This is a genomic window from Ancylobacter sp. FA202, from assembly GCF_000380205.1.
GTDB lineage: Bacteria > Pseudomonadota > Alphaproteobacteria > Rhizobiales > Xanthobacteraceae > Ancylobacter.
In genome coordinates this window covers 3,624,846-3,641,482 of the sequence record NZ_KB904818.1, presented here as the reverse complement: position 1 = coordinate 3,641,482, position 16,637 = coordinate 3,624,846, and the positions used below count along the sequence as shown (strand labels likewise).

Sequence of the window (16,637 nt, the reverse complement as noted above, 5' to 3'; positions counted from 1 at the left end):
GTCAATGTCGTCGCCGGTGATGTCGCCGCCGTCCGTCGCGGAGAGCACGATCCGGTCGTCGCCGCTCGACAAGAAGCCGCCGTCGCCCGAGATGTCGTCAAAGCGGATCTCGCCGCCGCTGCTCGCGCGAAGCGTGATCTCGTCCTCGCCATCGCCACCGGAGATGTCCTCGACGCGGATCTCACCGCCACGGCTGGCGGTCAGGCCGATCTCGTCATCGCCGAAGCCGCCGGAAATGTCCTCGGCGCGAATGTCGCCGCCGCGGGTTGCCCGGAGCGTGATTTCGTCGTCGCCGAAACCGCCGGAGATGTCGTCGACGCGCACTTCGGCGCCCCGGCTGGCAAAGACGCCAATGAAGTCATCGCCAAGGCCGCCCGAAATGTCGTCGGCGCGAATGTCGCTGCGCCGGTCGGTCGCCGACAGAAGGATGGTGTCGTTGCCCCAGCCGCCGTCGATGTCGTCGACGCGGATGTCGCCACCTTCGGAGGCGAACAGGCCGATGAAGTCGTCGCCAAGATTGCTGTCAATGTCGTCGCCGGTGATGTCGCCGCCGTCCGTCGCGGAGAGCACGATCCGGTCGTCGCCGCTCGACAAGAAGCCGCCGTCGCCCGAGATGTCGTCGAAGCGGATCTCGCCGCCCTTCGACGCTACGAGACGAATGGAATCATCGCCATCGCCGCCGGAGATGTCTTCGACGCGGATTTCGCCGCCCTTGGTGGCGATCAGGCCGATCTTGTCGTCACCGAAGCTTCCGTCGATGTCGTTGCCGGAGATCTCGCCGCCCTTGGTCGCCAGCAGCCCGATGACGTCATCGCCAAAGCCACCGGAAATGCTGTCGAAGCGCACTTCGCCGCGTTCCGAAGCGAAGAGACCGATGAAGTCATCGCCGAGGCCGCCCGAGATGTCATCGACACCGACGTCGCTCCGCCGGTCCGTCGCCGACAGCAGGATCGTGTCGTTGCCCCAGCCGCCGTCGATGTCGTCGACGCGGATGTCGCCGCCTTCGGAAGCGAACAGGCCGATGAAGTCATCGCCGCTATTGCCGTCAATGTCGTCGCCGGTGATGTCGCCGCCGTCCGTCGCAGAGAGCACGATCCGGTCGTCGCCGCTCGACAAGAAGCCGCCGTCGCCGGAGATGTCGTCAAAGCGGATCTCGCCGCCCTTCGACGCCAGCAGCCGAATGGAATCATCGCCATCTCCGCCGGAGATGTCGTCGACGCGGGTCTCGCCGCCGAGAACGCTGACCACACCGATGAAGTCGTTGCCGTCGCCGCCGTCGATATCGTCCACGCGGGTCTCGCCGCCGAAGCCGCTGACCACCGCGATAAAGTCGCGGCCGGAACCGCCTTCGACGTCATCCGCCACCACGTCGCTACGGAAACCGAACGACCCAAGCAGCAACCGGTCGTTTCCACGCCCGCCCTCGACATCGCCGTCGATGCCGATATCGGCGCCGTCGGTCGCGAACACCGAAATCTCGTCGTTGCCCGCCTCGCCCCTCACCGATCCCTGGATCGTGATCTCTTCATTTGAGGCGTTGAAAATATTGATGTCGTCGTTGCCATCGCCACCAAGGACGTTGCCGCCGACGCCGCCGACTTTAAGAATGCCCGTCGAGATATCGTCGGCGGCCGTGATGTTGATCGTGTCGTTGCCGTCACCACCCTTCACATCGCCGTTGATGTTGACGAAGCCGGTCCAGGCGGGGTTGGAGAACGACCCGCCGCCGATGGTGATGACGTCGTCGTCGGCATCACCGTCGATCGTGCCGTCGATGGAAATGGACGCCTCGTTGGTGGCGGCCGCGTCCGGACGGATCGTGACCACGTCATTGCCGGCTTTGCCGTTCACGTCGGTGCTGGGATAGTCACCGGCCGTGTACGAGCCACCGACGATTTCGATGGTGTTCGCCTGGCCGTTGCCCTTGATGTTGCCGCTCTGCTCGACGCCGGTGCCATTGTCGCAGAACCAGCTACCGGAAGTCTCGGTGCAGCCCGCTGGCGCCGCCGCGACACGCGTCGGCGCCAGCATCACGGCGGCGGTCAGCATGGCCGCTACCGCAGCGGCAGAGGCCGACCCGAACAGAGCCCCCTTGCGATGATCAATCTTCATGGAAGCGGCCGCGTGGACCTTGTTCCGCCCGACAAGCTCCATCGCGGCGCGCGCGCCGCGGCGCGCCTTGGCAATCTTCTTCGCCATGTAGTCCCCCGAAATCCCGATATTGGGCAGGCGGTCGAGCCGCCCTTTGCGCGACGAATCCGGTACCCGCTAGCCCGGAACGTCACGATTCGGGGGAACGCTAATGCAACGGCCTTTGACGATGCAAGGTCGTCACATTGTCAAAAATGTTGCGTAAGTATCGGTAATAAATTGCTTCTTAGGGTGTCATGATACTCCCCTCACAGGGATATGTATGATTTCCAACAATTTCAGAACCATCGCCGCAGCCGCAGGAAATTCTCGAAAATTGCGCTAAAATAACACCTCCCTGAAATTCCGTTACGTCAGCATGGCAGTTCTCCGCCACCGTGCTATTTTTGCTACGCATCAGGGGAGGCCAGAGGCACGGTCGGAGCGGGTTCGACCGACATTCTTTTTGCGGAGGATGCCCGGCCTGCGGGGAATTATGCTCATTGGTTATTGTCTCGTCGAAACCGACGGCCGGACGGACGGCAGCGCCGTTTCTGGCCCAACTTTTCTCTTGCCGGGAGATTCCATGTCTTCCAACGCCGGCAGGCCTGCGCGGGCCGAGCCGGAACCGCCGGAGGCCGCAGCGCTGCGGGCGCTCGGCTGCGAGCATGTCTTTACCGACATAGATGACGATCGCCGCATCGATCGGCCCGGCTTGCGGGCGGCGCTGGATTTCTCGCGCCTGGGCGATGTGCTGACGGTGCCGGCGCTCGGTCATCTCGGTGCCGATGTCGAGACGGTCGTCCGCATCGTCGCGTCCCTCAGCCAGAAGGGCGTGACGATTCGGTTGGGCGGCATGCCGATGGACATGATGATTCCCACCGGCGAGGCGCTCGCCTTCGCCTGCCGCGCGCTGGTCCAGCTGACCGAGCCCGGCCCGGCGCCGGCGGTCGCATCAAGCGGGCCGCGGCGGCGCGGTCGGCCGCAATCGCTCTCGAACAAGGATATCGCCAAGGCCCACCGGCTGCTGGCAAACGGCAATGCCGTCCCGGAAGTGGCACGGGCGCTCGGCGTCTCCCCCGCGACCGTGTACCGAATCTTCCCCCGGCGCCCCTCGAAATCCGGGCACCCCGACGACACCGCGAACTGAGCGGCGGATCGCCAGCGAGACTCGCCCGGGCACGGCCGGGCGAGTCGGGAATGTCGGCAATGGCAGGACAGCGCCCGGATCCGGCAGCGGGCCAGAAGAAGCCGTCAGCGCCCGATGCACTCGCGCACCTCGCTGTCAGCGATGAAAGGCGCGCCGGTAGCCGGAGGCGCCAAATCTCCAGGACTTATGTCGATGAGAAAGGAGGTGGCTGGGGGACCTGGATTCGAACCAGGACTAACGGAGTCAGAGTCCGCAGTTCTACCGTTAAACTATCCCCCACCGTAACGCCGCACGCGGCGTCTTCCGGGGCCTTCCGCGGCGACACGAGGTGTCGGGACGCGGGGGCAGCGGCAGTGGCGCGCTCTATAGACGCTCCTGCCGGCTCGGTCTACCCCCCACCGTGCAGTTTCCACCACCACCGTTCCGCCGCGCCGGAAAGCAGGCGCCTCGGCAGGGCTGGCCCCCACCGCCGGCAGGAATATCCGCGTCCGCCAACGCGGCGCTCTCGCCGCAGCGGCCCGCACGCGGCCCGCACAGAGGAGCGTCGATTCGGTCGCCAACCGGGCCGGCGGCGTCGGCAGCGCAAAGACAGGCGCTGCGACTGGCGGACGTGACCGGGTTCATCGGTAAGGCTGGCAGAGCGAAATGGGGCGCCGTGCACGCCGTGCGCGCCACGCCATCGGAGGCCGACGTGATCGTGCTCTATTCCTATCCGCCGCTTTTCGGCGCCGCCGTCAATAATGGCTACGGGCTGAAGATTTTTGCCTATCTCCGACTGGCCCGCCTGCCCTTCGCGCACCGGCATGTGGTGGATGCCTCGACCGCGCCGCGCGGGCAGCTTCCCTATATCGTCGACGCGGGCGAGGTGATCGGCGACAGCGATACCATTATCGCCCATCTGGAGAGCCGGCATGGCGTGGCGCTCGACGCCGGGCTCACCGGGGCGCAGCGCGACACCGCGCTTCTGGTCCTCGTGCAGCACTGCCGGGCCATCCACGCCGCCATGGCTCACCTCCCCGGCAGGGCGCCGTGACCGTCGTTTTAAACATGGCTCCCAAGCCGAAAGGCGCATGAAAGGGCAGTCCGATAGCCCACCCCGGACCGCTCTCAACCATTTTGGTTGGATTGACCCCCATTAATCCGGTTAATGCTGCATTAACGGGCAAAGCCAGGCATGCACAGACCTCAGTGCTGCCATGCAGCATTCCGTCTTTTGCGCTGCGATAAAGCCTCTATATTTCGTGGCATACAGAATACTGGAGGCTCAAATGAACACCACGACCCTTAACCACACCTCGTCCGACTTCTTCTCCCGCCTCGTCGAAGGCGTTACCAGCTTCTTTGAAGCCATTGGTGAAGGCCGTCGCATCGCCCAGCGCTACGAGGCTCTTGCCCGTCTTTCGGACGCCGCCCTCGCCAAGCGTGGCCTGACCCGCCAGGACATCGCCCGCGCCGCTGTCAACGGCCGCTGAGACGTCCCGGCTGAGCGGCCTCGTTCCAATCGGTCGCTCCGCGAATACGCAAGGTGACGCTGTCGGTTAATCCTGCAGCGTCCATGACGGTCAGACGCACGAAGCCCGCGCCCGCCGGCCGCCAGAATAATGTGGCGGCCCCGGCGGGCTGGCCGCTCGGCACGCCATCGACAAACACGGTTAGCTTGCCGGTCCCGCCGCTCACCTTGAGCGCCATCGGCTCGTCGCCCTCGCGCTCCAGGCTGGCCCCATCAGGCGGGAAAGCGATTTTCGGCCCCTCTCCCCCATTTTCCTGTCCCGACGCCTGCCCGAAATGCCGGAGCGGCGGCGGCAATTGCGCGTTCTTCACGTCCAGCGCCTCGGGCGGGGCCGGCGCGAACGGGGCGGGTCGGCTCACCAGCCGGGCAAACGCCTCGAACAGGATGGGTGCCGCCGCCTCTCGCCCGATCATGCCGGGCACGGGCTGTCCGTCGGGCCGCCCCACCCACACCGCGATCGTCCGGCGCCCGTCGAACCCCACCGCCCAGGCGTCGCGATAGCCGAAGGACGTACCGGTCTTGAAGGCGATGCGCCCGGCGCGCTCGTTGCGCGGGGCCGGCGTGCCGGCCAGCGATTGCGCGAGATAGGCCGCGGCGACCGGGCTCATCAGTTGCCGGGCGCTCTCCGGCCCTGAAGCGGCGCCGTCCAGCCGGTCGCGCAGGCCCTGCGCCAGACCGCCATTGGCGATGCCGGCATAGAGCCCGGCCAGCGCATCGAGGCTCATGCCGACGCCGCCCAGCCCGACGGCAAGCCCCGGGACTTCGCCCGGCGGCAGCTTGAGCGCGAAGCCGGACTGGCCGAGCCGGCTGGCGAGCCTTTGCGGCCCCACCGCCTGCAGCAGCACCACCGCCGGCACGTTCAGCGACAATTGAAGCGCCTGCTTCACCGACACCGTGCCCTGATAGTCGCGGTCAAAATTGCGCGGCCGGTAAGCACCGAAGCGCGCCGGCCGGTCCTCAATCAGCGTCTCGGGATGGGCAAGGCCGTCCTCGAAGGCGAGGCCATAGATGAACGGCTTCAGCGTCGAGCCGGGCGAACGGATCGCCCGCGTCAAATCCACCGCGCCGGCGCGCTCAGTGTCCTGCGGATCAGCGCCGCTCACCCGCGCCAGCACCTCGCCGCTGGCATTGTCGACCATGACGAGCGCCAGCGAGACGCCGGTGCCGAGCTCGCGCACCCGCTCCGCCGCCAGCGTCTCCAGCCGTGCCTGCGCCGAGGCGTCGATGGCGAGCTCATGGCTTTGCGCTGCCGGCTGCTGGCGCCGGGCAGCCTCCGCCGCGTGAGGGGCGAGCATCGGCAAGGCGAGGCGACCGGTGGGCACTGGCGCCCGGCCGGCGAACGCCACTTCCGCCGCGCCGAACAGCCCGGCCTCGCCCAGCCGGGCGAGCACCGTGTCGCGCGCCCGCAGGGCCCGCGCCGGGTGGCGGTCCGGCCGGCGCGATTCCGGCGCCTGCGGCAGGGCGACCAGCAGCGCCGATTCGGCAAGGGTGAGCCGGCGCGGCTCCTTGCCGAACCAGGCGAGGCTGGCCGCCCGCACGCCCTCGATATTGCCGCCATAGGGCGCCAGAGTGAGATAGAGCGCCAGGATCTCGCTCTTGCTCAGCCGCGCCTCCAGCTGGATGGCGCGACGCATCTCGGTGAGCTTGGCGCCGAGCTTGGCCGCGAATCCGCTGCCCTCGCGCGGCTCCAGCAGCCGGGCCACCTGCATGGTCAGGGTGGAGCCGCCGGAGACAATGCGCCCGTGCCGCAGCATCTGCCCCGCCGCCCGCACCAAAGCGAGCGGATCGACCCCCCCATGCTCCCAGAAGCGCTTGTCCTCATAGGCGACCAGCATGTCGCGAAAGCGCCGGTCGACCTCGCGGGTCTCCGCCTTAAGCCGCCAGCGCCCGTCAGCGAGGGCGAAGGGGCGCAGCAACCGCCCCTCGCGGTCACGCACCTCAACCGAGAGGGCGAGCCCAGGTGGCGGCGGGGCGCTGGCGCGCACGCCGGCGAGCCAGGCATAAGAGCCTCCCGCCAGCAGCATCGCCCCGAGAACGGCGATGCCGCACGCGCGCCGCGCCCCCCGCCTCACGCGAGCCCCCTCACTTCGCCGGCCCCGTCACCTCGGTCCGGCCCGCGCTGGTGCGGGCGAAGCGGCCGGGGCGGTACATGTCTTCCACGATGGCGGGCGGATGCGCGTAGCGGCCGGGGGAGACGGCGCGCACGATATAGGCGACGCGCAGCAGTTCCGGCTCCTCCGAGCCCTGCGTGCGGTCGAAGGCGGCGGCGAAGAAGGCGTCGCGGAACTCCGCATGCGCCGGCTGCGTCGTGTCGCCCAGCCAGGCCAGCGCACCGACATCCGCGCCCACGGCGAGGCTCGGATTGTCGATTTCGAAGCCGGCGGGGAGATGGTCGACCAGCAGCACATGGCTCGGCCCCGCCTCGTCCTCCTGCGCCTCCAGCACGACAACGAGGCGCTGGTTCTGTGCCACCTTGGCCGGGTCGGCCGGCACGCCGGCGAGCGTGTAGTAGCTGCGGCTCAGGCTGAACCCGTTCGCCGCCGCCGGCTCCGGCGCCACTGGCGGGCCGTCGATGGAAACGGCGACATCCAGCGGGGCGATGCCGCGATTGGTCAGCACGATCGGCTTGGCCAGTTCCGGCGGGGTGAGCGTGCGCTCATAGAGCCCGGTATGGGCGGTGCCGTCGATATCGAGGGCAATGCCCCTGCCCTCGCGCAGCGCCCGGGCGGCCAGCAGCAGCCAGGCGTCTTCCTGGGTTGAGGTCGGGCCGGCATCGACAAAGGCGGTGGCCACTCTCTGGCGGGCGGTGCGCGCCGTGCCGGTGAAGCCGGCCTCGGAAGCGAGCGTCGCCACCCCGGCGGCGTCGCGCAGCACCGAGCCGAAATCCGGCCGGCCTGACGTCACCGTCTCTGCCGCGCTGGGCAGCAGTTCCAGCGCCGCGCCGAACACCTTCTCCGCCCGCCCCTTGTCGCCGAGCATGGCGAGCGAGGCCGCGAGCTGGCCGCGCGCCATCGCGCTCGTCACCTCGTCGAGCTTGGCGTCGGCCACATAGCGCAGATCGCCCAGCGGCGCCCGGCCGTTGCGGGCCAGCACGTAGATGGCGTAGGCCTGCCCATCGTCGGTGGCGCCTTCGCCGGCATAGGCGAGCGAATTGCGCAGCCGGTCCAGCGCCATGACGAAGGGCTGTTCCGGCACGGCGTGGCCGCGCTCGCGGGCACGGGTCAGGAAGTCGCTGACATAGGCGTCGAGCCACAGATCATTGCCCCCTGCCTCCCACAGGCCGAAGGAGCCATCCGAACCCTGCCGGGCGATCAGCCGGGCAATGGCGTTGCGGATCGTCTCGGCCGGGTCCTTGGTCAGGCGGAAGCGCTGCGGCGGGCCGAAATCGCTGAGATAGAGCAGCGGCAGCGCCCGGCTGGTCAGCTGTTCGGAACAGGCGAAGGGGTAGCGGTCGAGCGCGCCGATCAGCGCCGGCACATCGAAGGCCGGATCGAGCCCGGCGGAAACGCTGACCCCGCCGCGCCCCGGCACCAGATCGGCGACAAGATCGGCGCTGAGCGTCAGCGCCGCGCCCGGCGCCAGCGTCTCGACGCTGCGGCGGGAGATGGCGGGATAGGCCGGACGCACATTCAGCGCATAGTCGCGCACGATAGCGAGCCCGCCGGGCCCCGACAGCCGCACCGAGACCTTGGCCTCGCCGATGCCGGTGCCGTCCATCTGTGCGGCGAAGGACTGGCGCGCGCCCTTGGCGAGCGGCACCGTCCTCGGCGCGCTGGCCACCTTCACCGGACCGTCGGTGACGATATCCAGCGCGTAATCCCCCGCCTCGCCGTCCACATTGTCGAGCGACAGGTTGAGGGTCGAGCGGTCGCCGGAAGCGAGGAAGCGCGGCAGGGTGGCGGTGATCACCACCGGATCGCGGATCACCACATCGGCCTGCGCATGGCCCACCGCCGCGCCGGACCACGCCACCGCCATCAGCCGGCCGGTGCCGTCGAAGGGCGGCAGAGTGAAGTCGATGGTGCCCCTGCCCTGCGCGTCGAGCTTCACCAGCCCGGAGAACAAAGCCAGCGGCGGCTGCGTCGGCGGTTCCGCCTGCAGGCCCATATCCATGGCGTCGCCGCCCGCGCGCAGGCGCCCCCGGCTGCCGAGCATGCCGTCGATCAGCTGGCCATAGAAGTCGCGCACCTCTGTGCCCAGCGCGCGCTGGCCGAGATAGAAGCCATCTGGATCAGGCGCCTTGAAGCCGGTGAGGTTGAGAATGCCGACATCGACCAGCGCGAGCGTCACAAAAGCCTCGCCTTGCCCGCCCCCCGTCACCTCAACCGGCACGGAAAGCGTCGTTTCCGGCCGCGCGAGAGCGGGCGCGTCCAGCTTGACGCCGAGCACCCGCTCGGCGCGGTCGACGCCGAACCAGGCGAGGCCGATGGCGCGGCCGGGATTGCGGCTCGCCGCCACATCCAGCGGGCGATGAACGAAGGCCAGCGCATAGGCGCCCGGGCCCCATTCCGCAGCGACGGTGAAGGCGACCGAGGAATCCCCCGCCGGCACGTCGAGCGTCTTCGCCGCCAGTACCCCGTCACCGACGATCAGCACGGTGGCGGAACCGGCCATGCGGCTGGTGAGGTTCACCTTGAGCGCGTCGCCGGCGACGTATTGCGCCTTGTCGAGCCCGACCTCCAGCCGGTCCGGCGCGTCGGCGGTGGCCCCGCCCCCCCAGCCGGCATCGAAGGACACGGCCGTGGCGCGTGCACCGTCGGTGACTTCCAGCCGATAGCGGCCCCAGGCGACCGGAACGTTGAGTCGCGCCGGTGCACTGGCGGTCAGGTCGAGCGCACCGTCCGCCACCTTCGCCACCGATTCGACCGGCTCGAAATCCCAGCTGCCGCCGAGGCGGTACCATTGATAGCGGGTCTCGACGCGGTAGAGCGCCCATTTCGCGCCCTTCAAGGCCACCGGCTGGCCGGCGGCATCGAAGCCCTGCACCTCGAAGCCGGCAGTGGCGTTCTCGCCCGGCCCTGCCTTGTCGAACAGCGGCTTGACGCCGATGCCATCGCCGGCCGCGCGCACCGGCAACACGAGGGAGCGGCGCACCGCCCGCCCGCCGCCTTCATTCAGCGCGACGAAGATCTCCGCCTCCAGCGGCCGTGCGGTCGCCGGCAGGTTGGGAAGGGCGACCGGCAGGCTCGCCTTGCCCTGCGCGTCCGTTACGGGAGTATCGGCCAGCGGCTGGCGCACCGGGGTGAAGCCGTCATCCATGCGGCCGAAGCGCCAGCCCGGCAGGCCCGGGCGCGCATCCGCCACCCGCACCTCGATCTCGCCCTCAATGTCGAGCCCCGCCGCCGGCGGGCCGAACAGCCAGCGCCCATCGGCCGCCACCGTCACCGGGGCGTTGGCGGCAAGGAAAGTGGCGCTGGTGGAAAGGTCGAGCGCCAGACGCTCGGGCACATAGTCTTCCAGCAGGAAAGTGGTGGCGCCCACCGGCGCGCCGCGCGGGTCAACATAAGCCTCGACCCGCCAGGTGCCGGTCATCGCGTCGCCCATCAGCGGATAGGTGAGCGTGCGCCCACCCGCGCCCTGGTCGGCGACCAGCTCGCGGCGCTCCTCGACGCCGTCGGGACGCTTGAACATCACCGTCAGCGGCACGCCGGCCGCCGCCATCACCTGCGGGCTGCGCAGCAGCGCGGTGACGTGCACCTCCTCGCCGGAGCGGTAGACGCCGCGCTCAGTGGTGACGAAGGCATCGTAGCGCTCGGGCGCCGCGCGCCCACCAACGCCACGGTCGGTAAGGTCGAAAGCCTGATCCTCCAGCGACAGGAAGGCATAGTCGCCCTCCTTCGCCTGGGCGACGATGACAGCCGGCGCGAAGCCTTCCGTGCCGCGCATCAGCCCGGCATCGAAGGCGGCGGTGCCGCTGGCGTCCGTCCGGGCGGTGGCGAGCACGTCGTTCGACTTGGCGAGAAGGCGCAGTTCCACCCCCTCCAAAGGCTGGGAGCTGCCGAGCGCGCGCACCAGCACGGTCAGGCCCTTGCTGCCCGACAGCGCGGTGAGGCCGAGATCGGAAACCACGAACCACTGAGTGGCGCGCGAGCTCCACTCGTCATTCGGGTCGGCGGCATCGCCCCCCGGGCGGGCGGCGAGCACATAGACGCCGGGCGCCAGCGTCTTCACCGCCTCATCGACGGGGAAGGAGGTGGTGACGTCCTCGTTCAGCGGCGACGCGGTCTCCAGCTCGCCCTTGAAGATGACCTCCGCCTTGCCGTCCTTCAGCTGCTGCAGGTCATAGCCGCCGAGGTCGCGGCGGAACTCGCCGTCGAGAGCGGTGGGAATCAGGCTGCGGTCGCCGATGCGGTAAAGATCGACAGCCACCTTGGAGGTATTGACCGACACCACGGGAATGCCGCGCGGGCCGGTGCGGGGCAGCACGTAGTTCCGCCCCGTGAAGCGCACGCTCGGCTTGCGATCGCGCACATAGATGGTCAGCTCGGAGTTGGCGCGAAGCGGCTCGGCGGCAATGGACGACGGCAGGCCGGCCCGCAGCGTCACATCATAGGTCTCGCCATGCTTCAGCCCCTCGACGCAGAGCTGGCTCTCCTCTGCCGTCACCGCCGGCTTATCGACCGGACCCTGCGGCCCGCGCAGCGTCACATAAGCGGAATAGTCCTTGCCGCCCTTCACCAGCGGTTCGGAAAACTGCACGCAGATCCGCGGGTTGGAGGCATCCGAATCGACGCTGTAGTCGAGGATGCGGAAGCCACGCTCCTCGCGCAGCGTGTCGTAGAAGGCGCGCTGCTCCGGCACATCGGCATAGGTCAGCCCCGTCGCGAACGTGTCGAGCGCCGGGCGCCAGAGCGAGCGCTGGTCATAGAGATGGCCGATGGCGAACAGCGCCTCGGCCTGCGCCGCCCGCGTCGTCGCCGCGCGATAGGCGAGGAAGGCAGCCGCCTGCGCCCGCTCCAGGAACGTGTCGGCGCTTTCATTCTCGCTCGGCTTGATGCGCGAGAGCGCGCGGGAAAAGCGCTGCCAGAGCCCGGCATCGCCCGGGCTCGCCTGCGCCAATTGGCCATAAAGGCCGGCAGCCGTGCGGGCGTCGCCAGCGGCAAGCGCGGCATCGGCGTCCCTGCGCAGCTGGGCAGCCGGCTTCGGCAGCGGTCCGCGCTCGCGTTGCATCAGCGCCTGCAGCCGCCGCGCGGCCTCGACAAGCTCTTGCGGGGCATAGGTTTTCGGCAGTGCATCGGTGGCCGGTTTGGCCGTCGGCGCGGCCGCCGGTTTGGCGGGCGCCGCCGCGGCGGGCTTGGTCCCGGCAGGCTTGGGCGCCTGTGCCGAGGCCGGACCCACAAGTGACAACGCCAGCACCGACACGGCAACCCCGTGTCCGAGCCAGGAAAAGGCCGAGGTAAACGGGATCATGGCACCTGCTCCGAGACTGACCGCCTGCTTTGGGGCGAACGATAGGACGAAATCGGTCACGGTGCCATGACGTTGCCGGGCGGCGGCGACATCCCCCGCCGAGCCTCGGCGACGGCATGGATGTCACACTGCCGAGGATTGCCGCGCCGCCGCCATTGAATCGCCGTCCGCGCTTAGGTATACGGGCCGACATCCATTCGGGGGCCTGCGACGCGGGAGCGCCGGGCGAACCCATTCAACCGTGGCCGGACGCGGCTGCCGAGACCAGAGGCCTTTCATGTCGACCACGTTCGAGACCGTTGCCAACATCATTGCCGAGACGTGCGACATTCCGCGCGAGAACATCACGCCGGAAAGCCACGCGATCGACGATCTCGGCATCGACAGCCTGGACTTCCTCGACATCGCCTTCGCCATCGACAAGGCGTTCGGCATCAAGCTGCCGCTTGAGAGCTGGACGCAGGAAGTCAATGAAGGCAAGGCGACGACCGAGCAGTACTTCGTCCTCAAGAATCTTTGCGCGCGCATCGACGAGCTGATCGCAGCCAAGTCCGCCTGATCCGGCGGAAGGACGTCGTACAAGCGGGACAGGTGATGCGCCTCGAATATTTCCAAATGATCGACAAGGTGGTCGAGCTCGACCTTGAAGCTCGAACCTTGCGGACCGCCAACACTGTCCCGTGCGAGAGCCCGATCTTTGAAGGCCACTTCCCGGGTCATCCTCTGCTGCCGGGCGTGCTGCTGTTTGAAATCATGGCGCAGAGCTGCGGCATGCTGCTCCTTCGGCTGCACAATTACGACCGCATGGCGTTCCTCGCCTCGGTCGACAAGGGCAAGCTGCGGACCTTCGTGGTGCCGGGCCAGGTGATCGACGTGTTCGCGCGCCTGGAACATGACGGCTCGGGCTATGCCCGGCTGAAGGCCGAAGGGCGTGTCGACGGCAAGCTCGTCTGCAATGCCGACGTGACGCTCAAGACCATGCCCTTCCCGGCCCCGGAGCTGCGCGGCTATCTGCTCTCCACCGCCGAACGCATCGGCATGCCGATGGGCGACGCCGTGATTGGCACGGCGGAACGCGCAGGAAATCTCACGCATGTCTAATCGTCGCGACGTCTGGATCACCGGCATCGGGCTTGTTTCCTCGCTCGGTGAAGGCCCGGAAGCTCATAGGCTGGCGCTTTCCTCCGGCACCGGCCCGGTGGTCGACGAGACGGGCTTCGCCCCCTATGTCGTCCACCCGCTGGCCCCGATCAGCTTCGATGCGCAGATCCCCAAGAAGGGCGACCAGCGGCAGATGGAGCCCTGGCAGCGCATCGGTACCTATGCCGCCGGCCTCGCGCTGGATTCGGCCGGCATCAAGGGCGACAAGGACATTCTCGGCACCACCGACATGGTGGTGGCGGCCGGCGGCGGCGAGCGTGACCAATCGGTCGACGGCGCCATCCTGACCGAAATCGAGAACCAGCCGAACCCCGAGGTTTTCCTCAACGAGCAGCTGCAGTCGAACCTGCGCCCGACGCTGTTCCTGGCTCAGCTCTCCAATCTTCTCGCCGGCAACATCTCGATCGTGCACGGCGTCACCGGTTCCTCGCGCACCTTCATGGGCGAGGAAAGCTCGGGCACCGATGCGGTCCGCATCGGCTGGTCCCGCATTGCCGCCGGCACCAGCGAGATCGCCCTGGTGGGCGGCGCCTATAATGCCGAGCGGCGCGACATGCTGCTGCTCTTCGCCCTCAAGCGCCTGGCCATGCACGCCCCCTGGGCGCCGGTGCTGGCGGAGCCGAAGGGTGTTCCGACCGGCTCGGCTGGCGCCTTCCTGGTGCTGGAATCGCCCGAGCACGCCACGGCGCGCGGCGCCAAGCCGATCGCCAAGCTCTCCGGCGTCTGGTCCGAGCGCGCCCGGCGCAACGAGCCCGGCGCTGTCGAGGCGGTGCTGGAAGAGCTTCTGAAGACCGCCGGCGCCGGCACCGATGGCGAAACCGCCGTGTTCTCCGCCGCCTCCGGCGCGCCCGAGCCGACGCAGGCGGAAGCCGCGGTGCTCGCTCGCTCCGGCCTGCCGGTGCGCTCGGTGACCGACCGTGTCGGCCACGGGCTGGAAGCGCAGATGCCGGTGGCACTGGCGCTGGCCGCGCTCAGCGTCGCCGAAGGCCGGCTCTTCGCGCCGCTCGACGGCGAAACGCTGGAAAAGCCTTTCGATGGCCCGCTTTCCCGTGCCATCGTCACCGCAGTGGGGCATTGGCGTGGGGAAGGCGTCGCGCTGGTCGAGCGCGCCGACTGACCCCACCACGCGGAAGCACGCCGCTTCCGAGGAGCAGATCATGGCTTCCTATACCGACAAGGCCGGCCGGCCGATCGTCGTCGTCACCGGCATGGGGCTCGTCACCTCGCTGGGTCAGGGCAAACAGGACAATTGGGCGAAGCTGACTTCCGGCATGTCCGGAATTCATCGCATCACCCGCTTCCCGATCGACGGGATGCGCACCACCATCGCCGGCACGGTCGACTATCTGCCCAAGAGCAAGAGCACCGCTCCCGACCTCTCCGAGGAACTGGCGACGCTGGCGGCGGACGAGGCGATTGCCGAATCCGGCATCGGTACCAAGGGTGCCTTCCCTGGCCCGCTGTTCTGCGCCGTGCCGCCGATCGAGCTGGAATGGCCCCAGCGCCGCATCCTGGCACAGGAAGCCGCGCCCAATGCCGCCGTCTCCTATGACGACCTGCTGCGCGCCGCCGAGGCCAATGGCCACGACGCCTGGCACGAGCGCTTCCTCTATGGCTCGATCGCCGATCATCTGGCGGACCGCTTCGGCACGCGCGGACAGCCGATCTCGCTGTCCACCGCCTGCGCCTCCGGCAACACCTCGATCCAGCTCGGCGTCGAGGCGATCCGGCGCGGCGACTGCGACGCGGCGCTCTCCATCGCCACCGACGGTTCGGTGACGGCGGAAGCGCTGATCCGCTTCTCGCTGCTCTCCGCCCTGTCGACCAATAACGAAAACCCGGGCGCCGCCTCGCGCCCCTTCGCCAAGAACCGCGACGGCTTCATCATCGCCGAGGGTGCCGGCGCGCTGGTGCTGGAAAGCCTGGAGCATGCGCTGGCACGCGGCGCCAAGATCCTCGGCGTGGTCGAAGGCGTCGGCGAGATGGCCGACAGCTTCCACCGCACCCGCTCCTCGCCGGACGCCAAGCCGGTTATCGGCTGCATGCGCCGGGCGCTGGCCGATGCCGGCGTCGAGCCGGACGCCATCGACTACATCAACGCCCACGGTACCTCCACGCCCGAGAACGACCGCATGGAGTTCACCGGCATGAGCGCCGTCTTCGGCGAGCGGCTGACCGGCATCCCGATCTCGTCCAACAAGTCGATGATCGGCCACACGCTCACCGCCGCCGGCGCCATCGAGGCGGTGATCTCGCTGATGACCATCGCCAATGGCCGCATCCCGCCGACCATCAATTACGAACTGCCCGACCCGGCCATCCCGCTCGACGTGGTGCCGAACGTGGCGCGCGATGCGACGGTGACGCGGGTGATGTCGAACTCCTTCGGCTTTGGCGGGCAGAATGTGTGCCTGATCCTGACGGGCGCGCCGGCGTGAGCCAGCGCGTCCTTGTCACCGGCGGCGGGCGCGGCGTCGGCGCGGCCATCGTGCGCGCCTTGGCGCTGGCGGGCTTCGAGGTCGTCTTCACCGTCCGCACGGCGGAGGCCGAGGCGCAGGCGCTGATCGCTGCGATCCAGGCGGAGAAGCCGGACGCCCGTGTCGAGGCGCGCACGCTCGATCTCGCCGACAAAGGCGCGGTGGAGGCTTTCGCGGCCGTCCTCGCCGAGGAGCCGACCTATTTCGGCTTCATCCACAATGCCGGCATGAGCTACGACACGCTGGCGGCGCTGGTCGACCAGCACCGCGCCGAGCAACTGATGCAGGTGAATTACTGGTCCTTCGTGAAGCTGGTCGGGGCGCTGGTGCGGCCGATGACGCGGGCCCGGGCCGGGCGGATCGTCGCTATCGGCTCCATCGCCGCCGATGTCGCCAATGCCGGCAACGCCATCTATGCCGGCTCCAAGGCCGCACTGGCCGGCTATTGCCGCACGCTTGCCATCGAGAGCGCCCGGCGCGGCGTGACGGCCAACGTCGTCGCCCCCGGCTTCGTCGACACGGCGATGCTGGCGCCCTATGCCGCCTACCGCGCCAATGTCGAGAAGCAGATCCCCGCCGGCCGCTTCGCCGCGCCGGAGGATGTAGCGGCGGTGGTCGCCTTTCTGCTCTCCCCCGGCGCCGCCTATGTCACCGGCGCGACCCTGCCGGTGGATGGCGGGCTCACCGCCGCACTAGCCATACAGCGCTGATTTCGCTATCCACCCTCGTCCTTGCGCGGACGCCATCCGTGCCCGCCCCTTGTCCGTATACACCCGGGCAACGGGACGGTGAGATGCCG

General features: G+C 68.8%; 10 protein-coding genes, 1 tRNA gene and 1 pseudogene. 8 read left to right on the top strand and 4 right to left on the bottom strand.

Going from position 1 to position 16,637, the window contains the following annotated elements:
* Positions 1–2,199: pseudogene (locus tag A3M1_RS0116645) on the bottom strand (hypothetical protein); the annotation flags it as partial.
* Between the two features lie 517 nt (positions 2,200–2,716).
* Between A3M1_RS0116645 and A3M1_RS0116640 the strand changes: the two are divergent.
* Positions 2,717–3,280, top strand: coding sequence for a recombinase family protein (locus A3M1_RS0116640; RefSeq protein WP_018390126.1), 564 nt, complete (start codon positions 2,717–2,719; stop codon positions 3,278–3,280).
* Between the two features lie 205 nt (positions 3,281–3,485).
* On the opposite strand, the gene A3M1_RS0116635 is transcribed toward A3M1_RS0116640, so the two are convergent.
* A tRNA-Gln gene (locus A3M1_RS0116635) sits at positions 3,486–3,559 on the bottom strand.
* Between the two features lie 331 nt (positions 3,560–3,890).
* Here A3M1_RS0116635 and A3M1_RS0116630 point away from each other — a divergent pair.
* Together A3M1_RS0116630 and A3M1_RS0116625 are read left to right on the top strand one after the other, a co-directional pair.
* On the top strand, positions 3,891–4,313 hold the full coding sequence (locus A3M1_RS0116630; protein ID WP_371258755.1) for a glutathione S-transferase N-terminal domain-containing protein: 423 nt from the start codon (positions 3,891–3,893) through the stop codon (positions 4,311–4,313).
* A 235-nt stretch (positions 4,314–4,548) separates the two neighbouring features.
* Positions 4,549–4,752: a DUF1127 domain-containing protein gene (locus A3M1_RS0116625; protein WP_018390124.1), complete on the top strand. Its 204-nt coding sequence runs from the start codon at positions 4,549–4,551 to the stop codon at positions 4,750–4,752.
* Here A3M1_RS0116625 and pbpC read toward each other — a convergent pair.
* Positions 4,739–6,814, bottom strand: a complete 2,076-nt coding sequence (gene pbpC, locus A3M1_RS0116620; RefSeq protein WP_018390123.1) for a penicillin-binding protein 1C — start codon at positions 6,812–6,814, stop codon at positions 4,739–4,741. The two genes, A3M1_RS0116625 and pbpC, sit on opposite strands and share 14 nt — an antisense overlap.
* A gap of 58 nt (positions 6,815–6,872) precedes the next feature.
* Complete coding sequence (locus tag A3M1_RS0116615) at positions 6,873–12,200, bottom strand: alpha-2-macroglobulin (protein ID WP_018390122.1); 5,328 nt, start codon at positions 12,198–12,200, stop codon at positions 6,873–6,875.
* 277 nt (positions 12,201–12,477) lie between these two features.
* On the opposite strand from A3M1_RS0116615, the gene A3M1_RS0116610 reads away from it, so the two are divergent.
* The 5 genes from A3M1_RS0116610 to A3M1_RS0116590 are packed head-to-tail and all read left to right on the top strand — an operon-like array spanning position 12,478 to position 16,548.
* The gene (locus A3M1_RS0116610) at positions 12,478–12,759 is read left to right on the top strand and encodes an acyl carrier protein (protein ID WP_018390121.1); all 282 of its coding nucleotides are present in this window, start codon (positions 12,478–12,480) and stop codon (positions 12,757–12,759) included.
* 35 nt (positions 12,760–12,794) lie between these two features.
* Positions 12,795–13,301 (top strand): 3-hydroxyacyl-ACP dehydratase FabZ family protein, encoded by a 507-nt coding sequence (locus tag A3M1_RS0116605; RefSeq protein ID WP_018390120.1) that lies wholly within the window; start codon positions 12,795–12,797, stop codon positions 13,299–13,301.
* Positions 13,294–14,478, top strand: coding sequence for a beta-ketoacyl-ACP synthase (locus A3M1_RS0116600; protein WP_018390119.1), 1,185 nt, complete (start codon positions 13,294–13,296; stop codon positions 14,476–14,478). Before A3M1_RS0116605 ends, A3M1_RS0116600 begins: the two co-directional genes overlap by 8 nt.
* Before the next feature lie 40 nt (positions 14,479–14,518).
* A complete protein-coding gene (locus A3M1_RS0116595) occupies positions 14,519–15,799 on the top strand; it encodes a beta-ketoacyl-ACP synthase (RefSeq protein ID WP_018390118.1) in 1,281 nt (426 codons plus the stop codon).
* A complete protein-coding gene (locus A3M1_RS0116590) occupies positions 15,769–16,548 on the top strand; it encodes an SDR family NAD(P)-dependent oxidoreductase (protein ID WP_018390117.1) in 780 nt (259 codons plus the stop codon). Before A3M1_RS0116595 ends, A3M1_RS0116590 begins: the two co-directional genes overlap by 31 nt.
* The last annotated feature ends 89 nt before the right edge of the window (positions 16,549–16,637 follow it).

What these genes read in the sequence shown, in the direction of transcription:
- A3M1_RS0116640 (WP_018390126.1), top strand. Translation starts at nt 2,717, where the DNA reads ATGTCTTCCAACGCCGGCAGGCCTGCGCGGGCCGAGCCGGAACCGCCG.
- A3M1_RS0116625 (WP_018390124.1), top strand. Translation starts at nt 4,549, where the DNA reads ATGAACACCACGACCCTTAACCACACCTCGTCCGACTTCTTCTCCCGC.
- pbpC (WP_018390123.1), bottom strand. Translation starts at nt 6,814, where the DNA reads ATGCTGCTGGCGGGAGGCTCTTATGCCTGGCTCGCCGGCGTGCGCGCC.
- A3M1_RS0116615 (WP_018390122.1), bottom strand. Translation starts at nt 12,200, where the DNA reads ATGATCCCGTTTACCTCGGCCTTTTCCTGGCTCGGACACGGGGTTGCC.
- A3M1_RS0116610 (WP_018390121.1), top strand. Translation starts at nt 12,478, where the DNA reads ATGTCGACCACGTTCGAGACCGTTGCCAACATCATTGCCGAGACGTGC.
- A3M1_RS0116605 (WP_018390120.1), top strand. Translation starts at nt 12,795, where the DNA reads ATGCGCCTCGAATATTTCCAAATGATCGACAAGGTGGTCGAGCTCGAC.
- A3M1_RS0116600 (WP_018390119.1), top strand. Translation starts at nt 13,294, where the DNA reads ATGTCTAATCGTCGCGACGTCTGGATCACCGGCATCGGGCTTGTTTCC.
- A3M1_RS0116595 (WP_018390118.1), top strand. Translation starts at nt 14,519, where the DNA reads ATGGCTTCCTATACCGACAAGGCCGGCCGGCCGATCGTCGTCGTCACC.